Annotated in this window: 13 protein-coding genes; all 13 read right to left on the bottom strand. The window is 68.9% G+C overall.

Annotated features, from left to right (window positions below):
- Positions 1-156 precede the first annotated feature (156 nt).
- On the bottom strand, positions 157-1,257 hold the full coding sequence (locus U9J66_RS14400; RefSeq protein WP_326337914.1) for a cytochrome P450 family protein: 1,101 nt from the start codon (positions 1,255-1,257) through the stop codon (positions 157-159).
- On the bottom strand, positions 1,254-2,540 hold the full coding sequence (locus U9J66_RS14395) for a cytochrome P450 (RefSeq protein WP_326337989.1): 1,287 nt from the start codon (positions 2,538-2,540) through the stop codon (positions 1,254-1,256). The genes U9J66_RS14400 and U9J66_RS14395 overlap by 4 nt, the downstream gene beginning before the upstream one ends.
- A gap of 272 nt (positions 2,541-2,812) precedes the next feature.
- Entirely contained in the window at positions 2,813-5,101 is a 2,289-nt protein-coding gene (locus U9J66_RS14390; RefSeq protein WP_326337913.1) for a heavy metal translocating P-type ATPase, read from the bottom strand.
- An 18-nt stretch (positions 5,102-5,119) separates the two neighbouring features.
- A complete protein-coding gene (locus U9J66_RS14385; protein ID WP_017534527.1) occupies positions 5,120-5,305 on the bottom strand; it encodes a hypothetical protein in 186 nt (61 codons plus the stop codon).
- A gap of 1 nt (position 5,306) precedes the next feature.
- Entirely contained in the window at positions 5,307-5,516 is a 210-nt protein-coding gene (locus tag U9J66_RS14380; protein ID WP_014909591.1) for a heavy-metal-associated domain-containing protein, read from the bottom strand.
- Between the two features lie 281 nt (positions 5,517-5,797).
- Positions 5,798-6,397, bottom strand: coding sequence for a GNAT family N-acetyltransferase (locus U9J66_RS14375; RefSeq protein WP_014911005.1), 600 nt, complete (start codon positions 6,395-6,397; stop codon positions 5,798-5,800).
- Positions 6,398-6,599: 202 nt separating this feature from the next.
- Positions 6,600-8,105: an alanine/glycine:cation symporter family protein gene (locus U9J66_RS14370; protein WP_017534525.1), complete on the bottom strand. Its 1,506-nt coding sequence runs from the start codon at positions 8,103-8,105 to the stop codon at positions 6,600-6,602.
- A gap of 145 nt (positions 8,106-8,250) precedes the next feature.
- A complete protein-coding gene (locus tag U9J66_RS14365) occupies positions 8,251-8,538 on the bottom strand; it encodes a GNAT family N-acetyltransferase (RefSeq protein WP_014911052.1) in 288 nt (95 codons plus the stop codon).
- Positions 8,539-8,672: 134 nt separating this feature from the next.
- Positions 8,673-9,611 (bottom strand): DUF5996 family protein, encoded by a 939-nt coding sequence (locus tag U9J66_RS14360; protein WP_326337912.1) that lies wholly within the window; start codon positions 9,609-9,611, stop codon positions 8,673-8,675.
- Positions 9,612-9,664: 53 nt separating this feature from the next.
- Positions 9,665-10,417: a respiratory nitrate reductase subunit gamma gene (gene narI, locus U9J66_RS14355; RefSeq protein ID WP_017534524.1), complete on the bottom strand. Its 753-nt coding sequence runs from the start codon at positions 10,415-10,417 to the stop codon at positions 9,665-9,667.
- Complete coding sequence (gene narJ / locus U9J66_RS14350) at positions 10,414-11,145, bottom strand: nitrate reductase molybdenum cofactor assembly chaperone (protein WP_014909676.1); 732 nt, start codon at positions 11,143-11,145, stop codon at positions 10,414-10,416. The genes narI and narJ overlap by 4 nt, the downstream gene beginning before the upstream one ends.
- Positions 11,142-12,908: a nitrate reductase subunit beta gene (narH, locus tag U9J66_RS14345; RefSeq protein WP_017534522.1), complete on the bottom strand. Its 1,767-nt coding sequence runs from the start codon at positions 12,906-12,908 to the stop codon at positions 11,142-11,144. Before narH ends, narJ begins: the two co-directional genes overlap by 4 nt.
- Positions 12,905-16,591 carry a nitrate reductase subunit alpha gene (locus tag U9J66_RS14340; protein WP_017534521.1) on the bottom strand — a complete coding sequence of 1,229 codons (3,687 nt, stop codon included), beginning with the start codon at positions 16,589-16,591 and terminating at the stop codon, positions 12,905-12,907. Before U9J66_RS14340 ends, narH begins: the two co-directional genes overlap by 4 nt.
- Positions 16,592-16,657: the final 66 nt, after the last annotated feature.

The raw sequence follows: 16,657 nt of genomic DNA, 5'->3' as shown, positions 1-16,657 counted from the left end.
CCGCTTCCCCTCCTCGGTGCTCTCTTCCAGGTGTGTGTGATGTTCCCGGTCGGGGTTCGAGGTACTCCGTACCGCCTCTGAGATGCGAGGACCCCGCCGAAAGCCACCACGATGACCTCGGCGGGGTCGATATGTCGGGCGTGTCCCGCGCCGACGTCAGGGTCTCGGGCGGACCGGCAGGGTCTCCAGGCCGTCGATGATGAAGGAGGTCATGGGAGCGGGCGCCCCGGTGGAGGGCGCCACCCGGAGCCCGGGGAAACGCTCGAACAGCCTGGGCAGCGCCTCACGGGCCTCCAACCGCGCCAGACCGGCCCCGAGACAGAAGTGGCGCCCTCGGGAGAAGGACAGGTGCGAGGTGTCCTCACGGGTGACGTCGAACTCACCGGCGGTCGGCCCGTACCGTTCGGGATCCTTCCCGGCGGAGGTGTAGCCGAGCAGCAGCGGCTCCCCCTTGGGCAGGTGGATCCCGGCCAGCTCCATGTCCTCGGCGGTGTAGCGCATCGGAAGGTACGCGGCGGGGCCGGCGAAACGCAGCGTCTCCTCGATCGCCCGGTCCCAGGAGATCCCTCCTTCCCTGACCAGGGCGAGCTGGTCACGGTGGGAGTCGAGCATCGACACCGCGTTGACGATGAGGTTCATCGTGGTCTCGTGGCCGGCGCTGATGAACAGCACCAGGTTCCAGATGAGCTCGTTCTCGGTGAGCGCGTCGTCCTCGTCCCGGGCGGTGATGAGGGCGGTGGTCAGATCGTCTCCGGGGACGGCCCGTTTGGTCTCCACCAGGACGGTGAGCAGTTCCCACAGCTCACCGAAGATCGCGAAGGCCTCCTCGGGGGCGACGCCCTGGTCGAAGAAGGCGTTGACCAGACGGTGCATCCGGGGACGGTCCTCCTCGGAGAGGCCGAACAGGTCGCCGATCACGGTGAGCGGCAACGGTTCGGCGAACGATCTCTTGAGGTCGACGACACCGTCCTCGCTCGCGGCGACCTCCCGCTCCACGTCGTCCAGAAGCCTCTCCACGATGTCGACCACCGCCGGGCGCAACCGTTCGACCCGGCGCGGGGTGAACGCCTTGGAGACCAGCCTGCGCAGACGGGTGTGGTCCTCGCCGTCCTTGGCCAACATGTTGTCGTTGACGATCCAGGAGATCAGCGGCCAGTCAGGCGGGATCTCACCGGCCGCGAAGGCCCTCCAGTGCCTCTTGTCCTTCTGGACCCTCGGGTCGGCCAAGGCCTCGACGACCGCGTCGTGCGTGGTCACGACCCATGCGTCCACCTCGCCAGGAAGGCGGACAGGTACGACAGGGGCGATCTTCCTGAGGTGCTCGGATTGGGAGCGGATGTTTCCGGGCGCGAGTGCGACTCGTTCCACGGTTCTCCTTCCTCGGGGGGTCTGGGCTCGGGTGGTCTGGGGGCGAAGTGGACGGGGAATCCGACCGGGATCCAGGACAGAGAGGAGAGGTGCCACCGGAGTTCCTCGCCGGGGAGCGCCGGGCTCAAACTCGGCAGCCGGTCGAAGAGGACGCGGAGGGCGATGACGGTCATCGCGGTGGCCTCGTCGCTTCCGGGGCAGCGGTGGTGCCCCACTCCCCAGGCCACGTGGGCGCGGTTCCTGGACGTGGCCATCCGTTCGGCGTTCTCCTCCACGAAGAACCGGTTGGAGGCGGCGAAGCCGAGCAGGATCGGCGAACCGGCCTCGATGACCCGACCGTCGTCCAGGGTCACGTCGGCCCGCGGGTAGATCACCGGATAGTTGGTGATCGGCGGGTCCTCCCACAGCACGCGGTCCACGATGTCGGTCAGGGCGGTCGGCGAGGGGGCCCGGTCCCCGGGCAGGTCGGGGTCGGCCAGGGCGGCCCTGATCCCGGAGCCGATGAGGTTGGCGGTGGGTTCGTTGGCCGCGGCCACCACCAGGAGGAGCTGCATGATGACCTCCTCGTCGGAGAGTCCCGCCGGGTGCCGGATGAGCCGTGTGGTGACGTCGTCGCCGGGTTCGCGGTGTTTGGCCGCGACGACCTCGGCCAACGCCTTCTCCGCCTCGGTATTGGACCTCTCGGGGTCGATACCGAGCCAGAGGTTGCGCATGGCCTCGACGAAGCGCCGCCCCTGGTCGTGGTCGAACCCGAACAGGTCGTTGATGACCATGAGCGGGAGCATCCGCGCGTACTCGTTGAGGACGTCCGCCGTGCCGCGTTCGCAGAAACCGTCGATGAGCTCCCCGGCGCGGAGTTCGGTGGCCCGCTTCAGTCGATCGACGCCGACCTCCTTGAGGCCGTCGGTGATCGCCCTGCGATAGCGGCGGTGTTCGACACCGTCCACGAAGAGCGCGTTGGCCCGGGGCGCCATCATCGGCAGGAGTCCCGAATCGGGGGCGATACGCCCTTCGGCGAGGTCACGCCAGAGTCGAGGGTCGCGGCTGAACCTCGTGTCGTCCCTGGACCAGGAGATGAGGGTGGCGTAGTCGGTGACCAGCCAACCGTGCACCCCGGGCTCCAGTTCCACCGGGACGATGGGGCCGTGTTCGGCCCTCATCTCGGCGTACACGGCGTAGGGGTCCGGATGGGGCTCGCTCCGGTACAGCCGGGCTCGGGGGCATGTGGATCTCACGGGGACCTCGTTCGGACACTCATCGGAGAATGACCACGCCGTCACTCTCCGGAACGACACGGAACACACGAAAGCCGCTGAGGTTCGTGCGAACCCCCCTACGGGCGGGGGTCAAGCGCAAACCCTAGCGGCTCCACGTGCGGGTGACGAGAGTGCGAAACCCTGTCACACCGGGCTTTTCAGCCCTTATCGTGCGCGATTTCGTTCCCTTATGCCCCGGTCTCCTCGGTCAGTGGACGGAAGCGACGCAGGCGCTGGCTATTGGTCACCACGAAGACACTGGACAGTGCCATCGCGGCGCCCGCGAGCATCGGGTTGAGCAGCCCCGCGGCGGCCAACGGAAGGGCGGCGGTGTTGTAGGCGAAGGCCCAGAACAGGTTGCCCTTGATGGTTCCGAGGGTGCGGCGGGACAGTCGGACCGCGTCGGCCGCGGCCCTCAGGTCGCCCCGGACCAGCGTCAGGTCGCTGGCCTCGATCGCCACGTCAGTGCCCGTGCCCATGGACAGTCCCAGGTCGGCCTGGGCCAGGGCGGCGGCGTCGTTGACCCCGTCACCGACCATCGCGACCGTACGCCCCTCGGACTGGAGCCGCTCGACCACCGCGACCTTGTCCTCCGGCATGACCTCCGCGATGACCTCCTCGATCCCGACCTCCTCGGCGACGGTGCGCGCCACGGCGGCGTTGTCACCGGTGAGCAGGATCGGCTTCAATCCCAGGTCACGGAACTGACGGATCGCCTCGGCGCTGGTGGGCTTGACCGTGTCGGCCACGACCAGCACGCCTCGCGCCCGGCCGTCCCAGCCCACCGCGACCGCGGTGCGCCCCTCGGACTCGGCCCGGGAGAAGGCCCGCTTCAGTTCCTCGGGAAGCTCCTGGGACCACTCCTCCAGCAGCGCGACCCGGCCCACCAGGACGGCGTGACCGTCCACGACGCCCTGGACGCCCCGCCCCTCGATGTTGGCGAAGTCCTCGGGGGTGGGCAGGTCGCCGACGCGCACGGTGGCGCCGGTGGCGATGGCACGGGCGATCGGGTGCTCGGAGGCCTTCTCCAACGCGCCCGCCAGACGCAGGACCTCGTCCTCGTCCTCGCCCTCGGCGGCGGTGACCGAGGTCAGCGCCATCTTGCCGGTGGTCACGGTGCCGGTCTTGTCCAGCACGACGGTGTCGACGCGCCGGGTGCTCTCCAGCACCTCGGGGCCCTTGATCAGGATGCCGAGCTGGGCGCCGCGGCCGGTCCCCACCATGAGGGCCATCGGCGTGGCCAGGCCCAGGGCGCAGGGGCAGGCGATGATGAGCACCGCGACCGCGGCGGTGAAGGCGGCCCCGGCGGGGTCACCGGTACCGAGCCAGAAGCCCAGGGCTCCGACGGCGATCATGATGGCGATCGGGACGAAGACCCCGGAGACCCGGTCGGCGAGCCGCTGCACGGCGGCCTTGCCGTTCTGCGCGTCCTCGACCAGACGCGCCATCTGGGCGAGCTGGGTGTCGGAGCCGACCCGGGAGGCCCGGACGACGAGACGGCCGCCGGAGTTGACGGTGGCGCCCACGACGGCGGATCCGGGCTCGACCTCCACCGGCACGGACTCGCCGGTGAGCATGCTCATGTCGACGGCGGAGCTCCCCTCCTCCACCTGTCCGTCGGTGGCGATCTTCTCGCCGGGACGGACCACGAAGCGGTCGCCGACCTGGAGCCGGTCGACCGGCACGAGTTCCTCACGCGCCGAGGGACCCTCGCCCCGCAGCACGGTGACCTCCTTGGCGCCCAACTCCAGAAGGGCGCGCAGGGCGGCTCCGGCGCGACGCTTGGAACGCGCCTCGAAGAACTTGCCGAGCAGGATGAAGGAGGTGACGCCCGCCGCGACCTCCAGGTAGACGTTGGCCGAGCCGTCGGTGCGGGCGATCGTGAACTCGAACGGGTGCGTCATCCCCGGGACCCCCGCGTTGCCCAGGAAGAGGGCGTACAGGGACCACAGGAAGGCCGCGGTGACACCCAGGGAGACGAGGGTGTCCATGGTGGCGGTGCCCAGCTTGAGGTTCTTCCATGCCGCGATGTGGAAGGGCAGCGCGCCCCACACCACCACGGGCGCGGCCAGGGCCAGGGAGGCCCACTGCCAATAGGTGAACTGGAGCGCCGGGATCATCGCCATGAGGATGACCGGGGCGGACAGCAGCATGGAGACCAGAGCGCGGTTCCACAGGGCCCGCGTGGGGTCGGCCGGGTCGGCGTCGGCCTCGGCGGAGCCCTCGCTCCGCTCCGGGGTCGGCACCGTGGCCGTGTAGCCGGCCTTCTCGACCTGGGCGACCAGGTCCTCGACCGAGGCGGGTTCTCCCTCGAAGGTGATCTTCGCCTTCTCGGTGGCGAAGTTGACGCTGGCGGTGACGCCCTCCATCTTGTTGAGACGTTTCTCCACCCTGTTGGCGCAGGCGGCGCAGGTCATCCCACCGATCGCCAGTTCCACCGGCCCCGCCCCGGCGGGAGCCGTCTTGATGTCGCTCATCTGCCCCTCCAGGCATCGTCAGTGTTCGGTGAGGTCCTCTGGGCCCTGGTCCTGTCCGCCCGGCGGGGTCCCCTCCACGCTCTCGGCGTGGGTGTCTCCCCCGTCCGGCAGGACGGGGCCGGCCAACGTGCCGGCCCCGAACGCCGCGGCGAACACGACCACGAGACCCACGACGTAGAGTGCGAGTTTCGCGGTCACGCCCATGTCAGCCCGCCACCTCGTAGCCGGCCTCGTCGATGGCGGCGCGCACGGCGGCGTCGTCGATCGGACCCTCGGCGGTGACGGTGACCTTCTTGCTCTCCAGGTCGACCTTGACGTCGGTGACGCCGGAGACACCGGTGACCTCCTCGGTGACCGAGTTGACGCAGTGCCCGCAGCTCATGCCCTCGACGGTGTAGACGGCGGTGTCGGCCATGGATTCCTCCCGGTGTGCTCGCCCGCTCTTTCGCGGGCCCGTTCCAACACGGCCCAATATACCCCTAGGGGGTATGTGTATGTCAAATGTCGACGACGCCTCGTCGACGCCCGATCCCCAGATTACCCCCAGGGGGTAACAAGAGAGGGCAAAACCCCAGGTGGAACAGGAGAAGCCCCCGAGAGAACGGATGACCCGTCATCCGACCCTCGGAGGCCCTGGACACTCCCCGGCGCCCTCATGGCGCCACATACCCTACCCCCGTATCACCGGGGCGCACCTCAACCCGGCTTCAACTCCAGACGGGCCACCACCCGTTCGCTCAAGTGGTGCTGGGCCAGGGTGAACCCGACACGACGGAACATCTCCACCGTCCCGGTGTAGACCTCGGCGCTCGGGGCGCGCCCACCCGCCGTATCGACGGGATAGGCCTCCAGGACCCGGGCGCCGTTGGCCCGCGCGTACTCGATGGCACCCTCCAAGAGACGGCTTCCCTGACCACGCCGGCGCCGCTTGGGCGGCAACCAGAAGCAGACGAGGGACCATACGCCCGGCTCCTCGGGGTCCGCCGGGCGCAGGGTCCGAGACCGGGACAGACGGATGAAGTCCTCCCGAGGGGCCACGGACACCCAGCCGCAGGGCCCGTCCTCGTCATAGGCGATCAGGCCGGGCACCCGACCGTCCAGGGTGAGCCTGCGCAGCTCCTCCTTGTTGTCCACGCCGCGCCGGGAACGATCGCAGGACACGCTGGCCGTGTGGTCCTTGGCCCTCCTCCGGAAGAACGTGCACCAACAGTGCCCGTATGCTCCGGTCGGCCCGAACAGGTTCTCCAGGTCGTTCCACCGCTCGGCGGTGGCCGGCTCGATTGAGACGATGGACATCGGACTCCCTTGCGAGGCACAACTTTGACCGCCACAACTGTGATCCAGCACACTAGCGGTGATCCGTGGTGACCGAAAGAACACGGATGCCCGAGAACGCCCACTGTTAGGGGTTTGTGCGTATTTTCGGGTGAATCAAGTGCCCCTGAATCACCGAAGGGGCGCGCCCGGAACCCGGACGCGCCCTCTCGACGACGATCGGTCAGGAATCCCGACCCGCGGGCTCACGGCCCTCGGTCGCCGGCTCCTCCCGAGGCTCCCAGCACTCCACACCGCGGATGTCGGGCATCCGGTCACGGGTGAACACCGGGTCCTTGCCCTGCTGACGCTGCACGGTGTAGTCCTTCAGCAGACGGCAGGCGATCACCGTCAGCGGGGCGATCGCGATCAGGTTGACCAGCGCCATCAGGCCCATCGTGGTGTCGGCGAGCGTCCAGACCAGGTCGATCGAGCCCAGGGAGCCCAGGAAGGTGGCGACGAGGAAGACCACCTTGTACCCGAAGAGGACGTTGCCGTTGCCGCTCAGGTACTCCACGTTGGACTCGCCGTAGTAGTAGTTGCCGAGCACCGAGGTGAACGCCACCAGGAAGATGATGAGCGTCATCAGGTGCAGCGCCCACGGACCCAGCATCGACATCAGGGCCATCTGGGTCATGTCGCCCTCGAAGGTCCCGTCCAGGTTGCCCTGGTAGCCGAGCAGGATGATGAAGGCCGTCACCGAACAGACCACCATGGTGTCCAGGTAGACGCCGAGGGTCTGCACCAGCCCCTGCTTGACGGGGTGGGTCACCGAGGCGCTGGCCGCCGCGTTCGGCGCCGAGCCCAGACCGGCCTCGTTGCTGAACATGCCTCGACGCACACCCTGGATGATGACCACGCCCAGGGCCGCGGCGGCGAACTCGCCCAGTCCGAAGGCGTTCGCGACGATCGACGTGATCATGCCGGGCACCAGTTGCCAGTGCATGACCATGATGATCAGACCGATCACGACGTAGAGGGCCGCGAAGAAGGGCACGAGCGCCTGGGCGGTGTGGGCGATACGGCGGACGCCGCCGAAGATCACCAGTCCGGTGAGCAGCACGAGCAGGGCGCCGATGACCACCGAGAAGATCGTGCCGGTCCCGGCACCGAGCTCACCGACGGAGTTGGCGACCGTGTTGGTGATGGTGTTGCTCTGCACCGCGTTGAAGACGAGCGGGAAGGTCATGATGAGGATGACCGCGAAGACCACGGCGAGCCAACGGCTGCCCAGTCCCCGTTCGATGTAGTAGGCGGGCCCGCCCCGGTATCCGGCCGGGTGCCGCACCTTGTAGAGCTGCGCGAGCGTCGACTCCACGAAGCTGGCGGCGCACACCACCAGCGCCATCACCCACATCCAGAAGACGGCGCCGGGGCCGCCCAGGGAGATGGCGACGGAGACGCCGATGATGTTCCCCGTGCCCAGACGCGCCGCGGCGGAGATGAAGAAGGCCTGCAACGAGGAGACGGCCTTCTTGCCGTCGGGAGCGATCTCCGGCTTGTTGCCCAGCACCCGGAACATCTCGGGGAAGAGCCGGAACTGCACGAAGCCGGTCCGGAAGGTGATGTAGAGGCTCACTCCGACCAGGAGCGGGATGAGGATCCACGCCCAGAGGACGTCGTCGTTGAACGTACCGATCATCTCGGTGAGACGAGCGTCGATCGTCGGTGCTGCGTCGGCGAGTATCACGAGGTGGGGGCTCCTTACAGGAAAAAGGGAACCGCCACCCCATGCCCACACGAAAGGACAGAACACCGACGAAGGCACTAAAGCGGCCCGATGTTCACACTTTCGTTACCGCTTCGGAGGCATAACGGCCTGTCGAACGGGCCGTTCACCCCTCGTGGACGAGATCCGCGTACTCCGGGTTGCGCTCGATGAAGGACTGGGCGAAGGGGCAGATCGGAACGATCCTCAGCTTCCGCTCACGGATCATGTCCAGGGACTCGCGCATCAACGTGCCGGCCACTCCGCGCCCCTCGAAGGCGGGTTCCACCTCCACGTGCGGAAGCGCCAGGACCCCCTCGGCGATCAGGTGGTAGGCGGAGAAGCCGATCACTCGGCCGTCCGTGCTCACCTCGAACCGCGACCGTTCCGGTGCGTCGACGACGGTCAGTTCCATGCCTGTGCCCCAACTCCGTGCGTCCGACACGCACGGAGTGTGCGCGTCGAGGTCCTGCAAAGGAAACGTTCCCATATCCCCCGCTCGCGCACACATCGGGCCCCGGCCCGCTCCGCCGGGGCCGCCCGTCCGGGTCAGTGACCGGCCAGATAGGGGTCGGTCACCCCGCCCGGGCAGGCGAGGGCGTCGACGTCCCAGCCGAGTCTGCGGGCGCCCGCCAGGTAGGCGCTCTGGAGGAACTCCAGGACGGTGGCCCGCGGATCCTCGGTCTCGCGCGCGTCCGCGTAGCGCAGCAGCGCCAAGTGCCCGTGCCCGCTGGGCCTCCACTCCGCGAACGAGGGGCTCAACGGTTCCTCGGTGAGCCCCTCGGGCTCGGGCGCCGCGTAGGCGTAGAAGCAGGGTTCGGGGACGTTGTCGTCACCGAACCAGAAGCCGAAGCTCACCACCTCGCGCGAGTAGGCCTCGCGCACCAGCTCCCCCGCCTCCTCCGGCTGCACGATGGTGTGCGCCGAGAAGCGGGTGACGGCGATGTCGAAGGTGTGCCAGAAGTGGTGCACGGGGCTGGTCTTACCGGAGAAACCGGACGCGAACTCCTCCAGGATCAGATTGACCCGGCTCAGGATCCGCCAGTACCGCGTGGCGTGTTCGGGCACGTAGACGGCGTGCTCGTGGTCCTCAGCGAAGGGACGGTCGGCGTCGGGCAGGTCGAACGGGAACGCGACCGGGATCCCGCCGTCCACCCCCAACGAGTCCAGCGCCGATTGCAGACGCAGGTAGAACGAGGCGACGCTGTTCCCTTGGAGGGGGAACGAGGCGGTGTCACCTTCCAGGTTGCTCGCGATCAACAGGTGGCGGACGAAATCGAAGTCGATGGTGAAGATCGGGTTGCCGTCCACCATCCCCATCGGTCGGGTGGTGATCCCGCTTCCGGTCAGGTGGAAGGGCACGTTCCACCAGTGGTTGCGTCGCGGGCTGTGCTGTAGGCGGACCTTGCCCACGATCTGCTCGAAGCGGTGGACGGTCTGCTTGGTCTCGTTCCACTCATCGAGCGGGAACGCCGGGAAGAGCTCCATGGATACTCCATAGGTGATGTGCGTTCGGCCGGCCGAGGCGCCCTCGTGCCGGTTCACCAGCCCCGTCGGGCCGGCCGTCGGGCCTGGCCCGCGGCGGCCGGTTGCGGATCGCGGGTGCGGTAGACGACGTAGGGGCGGAACAGGTAGCCGACCGGCGCGCTGAAGGCGTGGACGAGCCGGGTGAAGGGCAGCAGGGCGAACAGCCCCAGCCCCATCAGGGCGTGCAGCTTGTACGGGGCGTCGGAGGCGGCCATGGCGGCCACGTCGGGACGCAGGATCCAGATCGAACGGAACCACGGCGACACCGTCTCCCGGTAGTCGCCGGTGCGTCCGCCCGCGAGCTCCACCCCCGCGAAGTACACGGTCATGCCCAGACCGGTCACGATCGCCAGGACCAGGACCACGTACATGAGCTTGTCGTTGCGGGTGGTGACGCTGAAGACCGGACCCGTGGTCCGCCTCCGCCAGACGAGCAGGGCGATCCCGGCGAGCGTGCAGAACCCCGCGATCAGCCCCAGGGAGAGCGCGCTCACGTGGTAGAGCGTGTCGGAGACGCCCAGAGCGCGCGTCCAGGTGTCCGGGATCAGCAGACCCACGACGTGGCCCACGATGACCACCAACAGACCGAAGTGGAAGAGCGGGCTGCCGATCCGCAGCAACCGTGACTCGTACAGCTCCGAGGAGCGGGTGGTCCAGCCGAACCGGTCGTAGCGGTAGCGCCAGATCAGACCGCCCACCACGAGCACCAGCACCACGTAGGGCAGAACGCCCCACAGCAGCAGGTCGACCGGACCGTACCCGCTCATGCGTTCCTCCAGGTCACGTCCGTCAGCGGCAACGGCTCCCGGGGGCGCACCACCCTGTAGGGCTCCATCCCCACGTCCTCGGCGGGCGGCCCCTCGGAGGCCAGACGGCGGGCGCGTTCCTCGTCGGCGGGGCGAGGCGAGGGGAGCGTGCTCCGGACCGCCTCGATCACCCCCGCGTAGGGGGTGCCGTGCTCGCGCAGGGCCTCGGACAGCAGGTCGAGACCGGCCCGGTGCAGGACCAGCAGTTCCTGACCGGCGTCGGCGTCCCCCCGCGCGGCGAACTCCAGCATCACGGCCAGGTGGTCGGGCAGCTCACGGGCGTGGACCCGCCAGCCCGCCTCCGAGTAGACCCGCTTGATCTCCGCCAACGCGTGACCTCGGCGGCGGGTGTCCCCGTCGGTGTAGTAGGTCATGTGCAGCGCCCTGCGACGACGCAGGTCGAACACGTCCACGTAGTGCGCGGACAGTTCGAGCTCCGGCGTGGTGGAGGCGTGCTCGCAGAACCCCAGCAGTTCGGAACGGGCCGACCCCCGGGGCAGCTCCGCGACGGCGCGCGCCACGAGCGGCAGCTGTTCGAAGAAGGTCTGGTCCGGGTAGCCGAGCAGGACCGAGGCGGCCTGGTGGGTGACGGCGCGGGCGTGCGCGCGGCGTTCGGCCCTCGCGGCTCCGAGCCAGCCGGATCCGGTACGCGTCCCGTCGTCGTTCGTGCCGTCGGTGGTGGTTCTCATGTCCGACCCTCCTCACGCGGGCCGGGATCCCCGCCCCGTTCGTCGTCGGTGTCGCCACCCTCGCGGGGTGGGAAGAGTCCGTCGGGACGGCCGTTACCGTCCCAGTTCAGCAGGTTGACGCGGCCACCGGTACCCGATCGCCCCTCGGCGGTCTGCCGTTCGCGAAGCGCGTGGAAGGTCTCCACCGACGCCTCGTCGGGACGTCCGGAGGCCTCCCCGAAGGGGACCTCACCGCCCATCCCTCCCATGCCGGGGCCGCCGTCGAAGTCCAGGGAGCACCCGACCTCCTCGATGACCCCCCGGTCGGCCTCGTCCACCCCGTAGGCGGTCGGTACGACGTACCGCTCGTCGTACTTGGCCAGGGCCAACAACCGGTACATGTCCTCGATCTCCCCGCCGGTCATGCCGACGTCGGAGGCGATCGACTCGTCGCGTTCCTGTCCCAGGTTGATCCGGCGCATGTAGGAGCGCATGGCGGCGAGCCTGCGCAGCACCAGGTCGACCGGGCCGGTGTCCCCCGCCGTGAACAGTTCGGCCAGGTACTCGACGGGGATGCGCAACGTGTCGATGGCCCCGAAGAGGTTGTCCTTGTCCTCACCGTCGTGACCGGTACGGGTGAGCGTGTCCACCACCGGGGACAGCGGCGGGATGTACCAGACCATCGGCATGGTGCGGTACTCCGGGTGCAGCGGCAGCGCCACCCGGAAGCGTTCGGCCAGCGCGTAGACCGGTGAGCGGGCGGCGGAGTCCACCCAGCGATCCGGGATGCCGTCGCGACGGGCGGCGGCGCGGACCGCCGGGTCGTCCGGATCGAGGAAGACCCCCAGTTGGGCCTCGTAGAGGTCCTTCTCGTCCTCCACGGAGGCGGCCTCACCGACCCGGTCGGCGTCGTAGAGGACCACCCCCAGGTAGCGCAGGCGTCCCACACAGGTCTCGGAGCAGATGGTCGGCATGCCCACCTCCACCCGCGGATAGCAGAAGGTGCACTTCTCGGCCTTGCCCGTCTTGTGGTTGAAGTAGATCTTCTTGTACGGGCAGCCGGTCACGCACATACGCCAGCCCCGGCAACGGTCCTGGTCGACCAGGACGATCCCGTCCTCCACCCGCTTGTAGAGGGCCCCGCTCGGACAGGTGGCCACACACGACGGGTTCAGGCAGTGCTCGCAGATGCGCGGCAGGTAGAACATGAAGGTGTCCTCGAAGGACAACCGCACCTTGTCGCCGAGCCTGCGCACGATCGGGTCCTGAGAGGCCAGTTCGGGGCCGCCGCCCAGGTCGTCGTCCCAGTTGGCGCTCCACTCGACCTTCATCGGTCTTCCGGTGAGCGCCGAGCGGGGCTCGGCCACCGGGAAGTCGTCTCCCGCCGGAGCGTTGATCAACGTGTCGTAGTCGTAGGTCCAGGGCTCGTAGTAGTCCTGGATGGAGGGCATCACCGGGTTGGCGAAGATCGTGGCCAACCGTTTGAGCCGTCCGCCCGAACGCGGCACCAGTGTCCCGTCGGGCCGACGGACCCAGCCGCCCTTCCAGCGTTCCTGGTCCTGGTAGGTCCGGGGATAGCCCTGGCCCGGGCGGGTCTCCACGTTGTTGAACCAGGCGTACTCGACGCCGCTCCGGTTGGTCCACGCCTGCTTGCAGGTGACCGAGCAGGTGTGGCAGCCGATGCACTTGTCGAGGTTCATCACCATGGCGACCTGCGCCATCACCCGGCCGATCGGTCTGGTGTCCCTCTCCCCCGTCGAACGGGACGTTCCGGCGTCCTTCATCGGTACCGCACCTCCGTCACGCGCTTGCGCACGACCGTGACCTCGTCGCGCTGGTTCCCCGTCGGCCCGAGGTAGTTGAAGGCGTAGGTGAGCTGCGCGTAACCGCCGATGAGGTGGGTGGGTTTGACGAGCAGTCGGGTGAGCGAGTTGTGGATGCCGCCGCGACGTCCCGTGGTCTCGGTCTTGGGCACGTCGATGGTGCGCTCCTGGGCGTGGTGCATGTAGACCGTCCCGGTCGGCATCCGGTGGGAGACCACCAGGCGGGCCGCCACCACGCCGTTGCGGTTGACCGCCTCGACCCAGTCGTTGTCGGAGGCCTCGATGGCCTCGGCGTCGGCCACGCTCATCCAGATGGTGGGGCCGCCCCGGGACAGGGTCTGCATGAGCAGGTTGTCCTGGTATTCGGAGTGGATGCTCCACTTGGAGTGCGGGGTGAGGTAGCGCACCACCACCTCCAGTTGTCCGGTCGGCCCGAGCCGGGGCTCGCCGAAGAGCGACGACACGTCCAGTGGCGGCCGGTACACCGGCAACGCCTCGCCGAACTCGTGCATCCAGTCGTGGTCCAGATAGAAGTGCTGGCGCCCCGTGAGCGTGTGCCAGGGCTTGTCGTGCTCGAGGTTGATGGTGAAGGGCGAGTAGCGACGGTCCGAGGACTCCTTGCCCGACCATTCCGGGCTGGTTCCCACCGGCGTGGGGCCTCGCGCGGCGTCGGCGAAGACCACCCTGCGTTCGGCGGCGTGGGCGATCAGCTCGTCCATGTCGGTCCCGGTGCGCGCGGCCAGACGTTCGAACCCCTGGGCGGCCAGACGTCCGTTGCTGGTCCCCGACAGCGCGAGGATCATCTCGCAGACCTTGACGTCGGTGTCCAGGGAGGGGCGCCCATCGGCGACCCCGCCGCGCACGGCCCCGTTGCTCTCGCGGAGCCAGTCGATCTCCCGGTCCGGTGTGAAGGAGACCCCCTTGACCGGCAGCCCCTTGCCCTCCGCGAGCGGCCCCAGCGCGGCCAGTTTCTGGGCGACGGCCGCGTAGTTGCGACGGACCGGGACGATCCCCGGCATCGTCCGGCCCGGGACGGGGCGCTCCCCCGCCTCCTTCCAGTCCGGCGGCACACCGTGCGGCTGGGCCAGCTCCCCCTCGGTGTCGTGCTGGTGGGGGACGGCCACCAGGTCGGTGACCTCGCCGAGGTGGTCGACCGCCAGCTCGCTGAACACCCTCGCCAGGGAGTGGAAGATGTCGAAGTCGGTGCGGGTCTCCCAGGGCGGATCGATCGCCGGGTTGAAGGCGTGCACGTAGGGGTGCATGTCCGTGGTGGACAGGTCGTGCTTCTCGTACCAGGTGGCGGCGGGCAGCACGATGTCCGACAGCAGGGTGGAGCTGGTCATCCGGAAGTCGAGGGTGACCAGCAGGTCGAGCTTGCCCTCCGGTGTCTCCTCCCGCCAGGTGACGTCCCTGGGCCGGTGGTCGGGCCCGGCCGGTTCGCTCTGAAGGTTGGAGTGGGTGCCCAACAGGTGTTTGAGGAAGTACTCGTCTCCTTTGGCCGAGGAACCGAACAGGTTGGACCGCCAGAGCGTGAGCGTCCGGGGCCAGTTGGCCGGATCGTCGGGATCCTCGGCGGCGAAGCGCAGCGTGCCGTCGGCGAGCTGGTCGGCCACGTACTCGGCCGGATCCCGCTCCCGTTCCAGGGCCTCCTTGCCGAGCTGGATCGGGTTGCGGTTGAAGGTCGGATAGGAGGGCATCCACCCCATCCGGGCCGAGGCGGCGACCAGATCGGCGGTGTGCCTGCCCCTGACCCGGCCCGGCCCCAGCGGGGACATGAGCGCGTCGGCCTTGTAGGTGTCGTAGCGCCACTGGTCGGTGTGCAGGTACCAGTAGGCGGTACCGGCCATGAAGCGCGGCGGACGCGACCAGTCCATCGCCGAGGCGTAGGCCGCCCAGCCCGTGGCGGTACGGCACTTCTCCTGACCGACGTAGTGCGCCCACCCTCCGCCGTTGACGCCCTGACAGCCGGTGAGCAACAGCAGGGTCAGAAACGAACGGTAGGCGTTCTCCCCGTGGAACCACTGGTTGGTGCCGGCCCCGAGCACGATCATCGCCCGTCCCCCGCTGGCCTCGGCGGTGTCGGCGAACTCCCGGGCGATGCGCACCGCCCGGTCGGCCGGAACCGAGGTCAGGGTCTCCTGCCAGGCCGGGGTGCAGGCGCCGTCCGGGTCGTCGTAACCGGCGGGCCAGACACCCGGAAGGCCCGGACGGGAGACCCCGTATCGGGCCAGGAGCAGGTCGAAGACGGTCGTGACCAGACGACCGGCGACCCTGCGGACCGGAACGCCCCGGATCTCGACCTCGGCCGAGCCGTCGGGGGTGTCGAAGCGGGGCAGGGCGACCTCGGCCGCCTCGGCGCCCGCCGCGTAGAAGGTGAGTTCGGGGACCCGGCCCTCCAGGTCCAGGTTCCACCGGCCCTCGCCGTCCTCGCCCCAACGGTGACCGATCGTGCCGTTGGGGGCGACCGGGGCCTCGTCGCCCTCGGCCCAGAACAGCGGCTTCCAGTCGGCGTTGGCCGTCTCCTCCTCCCCCTCCAGGTCGGCGGCGGTGAGGAACTTGCCCGGCACCAGACGTCCGTCGCGTTTCTCCAGGGCCACGAGGAAGGGCAGATCGGTGTAGGCGCGGGCGTACTCCAGGAACCGCGGGGTGGGTTTCTCGACGAAACGCTCCCGCAGGATCACGTGCCCCATCGCCATGGCCAGCGCCCCGTCGGTGCCCGGATGCGGGGCCACCCACTCGTCGGCGAACTTCGCGGCGTCGTTGTAGTCCGGGGAGACCACGACCACCTTCTGGCCCCGGTAACGGGCCTCGGCCATCCAGTGGGCGTCGGGCGTACGGGTGACGGGGACGTTGGAGCCCCACAGGACGAGGTAGGCGGCGTCCCACCAGTCACCGGACTCCGGGACGTCGGTCTGGTCGCCGAACACCTGTGGTGAGGCCACCGGCAGGTCGGCGTACCAGTCGTAGAAGGACAGCATGGAGCCGCCCAGCAGGTTCACGAAGCGCGCGCCCACGCCGTGGGAGACCATGGACATCGCCGGGATCGGTGAGAAACCGGCGATCCGGTCCGGGCCGTACCTCTTGATGGTGAACACGTGGGAGGCGGCCGCGATCTCCAGGGCCTCCTCCCAGGTGGTGCGGACGAGCCCGCCCTTGCCGCGCGCGCTCTGGTAGCGGCGGCGCTTGGCGGGGTCGGTGGTGATCTCCTCCCAGGCCGCCACCGGATCGCCCAGACGTTCCCGGGCCTCCCGGTACATCTCGAGGAGGACACCGCGCGCGTAGGGATAGCGGACCCGGGTCGGCGAATACGTGTACCAGGAGAAGGCGGCGCCCCGGGGACAGCCCCGAGGTTCGTACTCGGGACGGTCCGGACCGACCGAAGGATAATCCGTGGCCTGCGTTTCCCAGGTGATGATTCCGTCTTTTACATAGACATCCCAGGAACAGGAACCGGTACAGTTGACACCGTGCGTCGAACGCACCACACGGTCGTGGCTCCAGCGGTCGCGATAGAAGACATCGCCCTCACGTCCGCCATGCCTGACCTGGGCACGGTCATGATCGAGCGGCTCCGATCCGGTCAGGTAATTCCCCAATCGGAGAAGGGCATCGCCCGCCCCACCGCTTTTACCCTGTTCCGCCATGAAGACGACACTCCATTTGCCCACCCGTTGCCAAGACGAAGAGAAGAACCCGGGAAAGCACTTCCG

The organism is Nocardiopsis sp. LDBS1602, assembly GCF_035818715.1.
Lineage (GTDB): Bacteria > Actinomycetota > Actinomycetes > Streptosporangiales > Streptosporangiaceae > Nocardiopsis > Nocardiopsis alba.
Note: the sequence above shows the minus strand (reverse complement) of the source record. Positions and strands in the feature narration are given on the sequence as shown.

Coding starts and splice junctions, on each gene's coding strand:
- U9J66_RS14390 (WP_326337913.1), bottom strand. CDS start 5,101: ATGAGCGACATCAAGACGGCTCCCGCCGGGGCGGGGCCGGTGGAACTG.
- U9J66_RS14385 (WP_017534527.1), bottom strand. CDS start 5,305: ATGGGCGTGACCGCGAAACTCGCACTCTACGTCGTGGGTCTCGTGGTC.
- U9J66_RS14380 (WP_014909591.1), bottom strand. CDS start 5,516: ATGGCCGACACCGCCGTCTACACCGTCGAGGGCATGAGCTGCGGGCAC.
- U9J66_RS14375 (WP_014911005.1), bottom strand. CDS start 6,397: ATGTCCATCGTCTCAATCGAGCCGGCCACCGCCGAGCGGTGGAACGAC.
- U9J66_RS14365 (WP_014911052.1), bottom strand. CDS start 8,538: ATGGAACTGACCGTCGTCGACGCACCGGAACGGTCGCGGTTCGAGGTG.
- U9J66_RS14360 (WP_326337912.1), bottom strand. CDS start 9,611: ATGGAGCTCTTCCCGGCGTTCCCGCTCGATGAGTGGAACGAGACCAAG.
- narI (WP_017534524.1), bottom strand. CDS start 10,417: ATGAGCGGGTACGGTCCGGTCGACCTGCTGCTGTGGGGCGTTCTGCCC.
- narJ (WP_014909676.1), bottom strand. CDS start 11,145: ATGAGAACCACCACCGACGGCACGAACGACGACGGGACGCGTACCGGA.
- narH (WP_017534522.1), bottom strand. CDS start 12,908: ATGAAGGACGCCGGAACGTCCCGTTCGACGGGGGAGAGGGACACCAGA.
- U9J66_RS14340 (WP_017534521.1), bottom strand. CDS start 16,591: ATGGCGGAACAGGGTAAAAGCGGTGGGGCGGGCGATGCCCTTCTCCGA.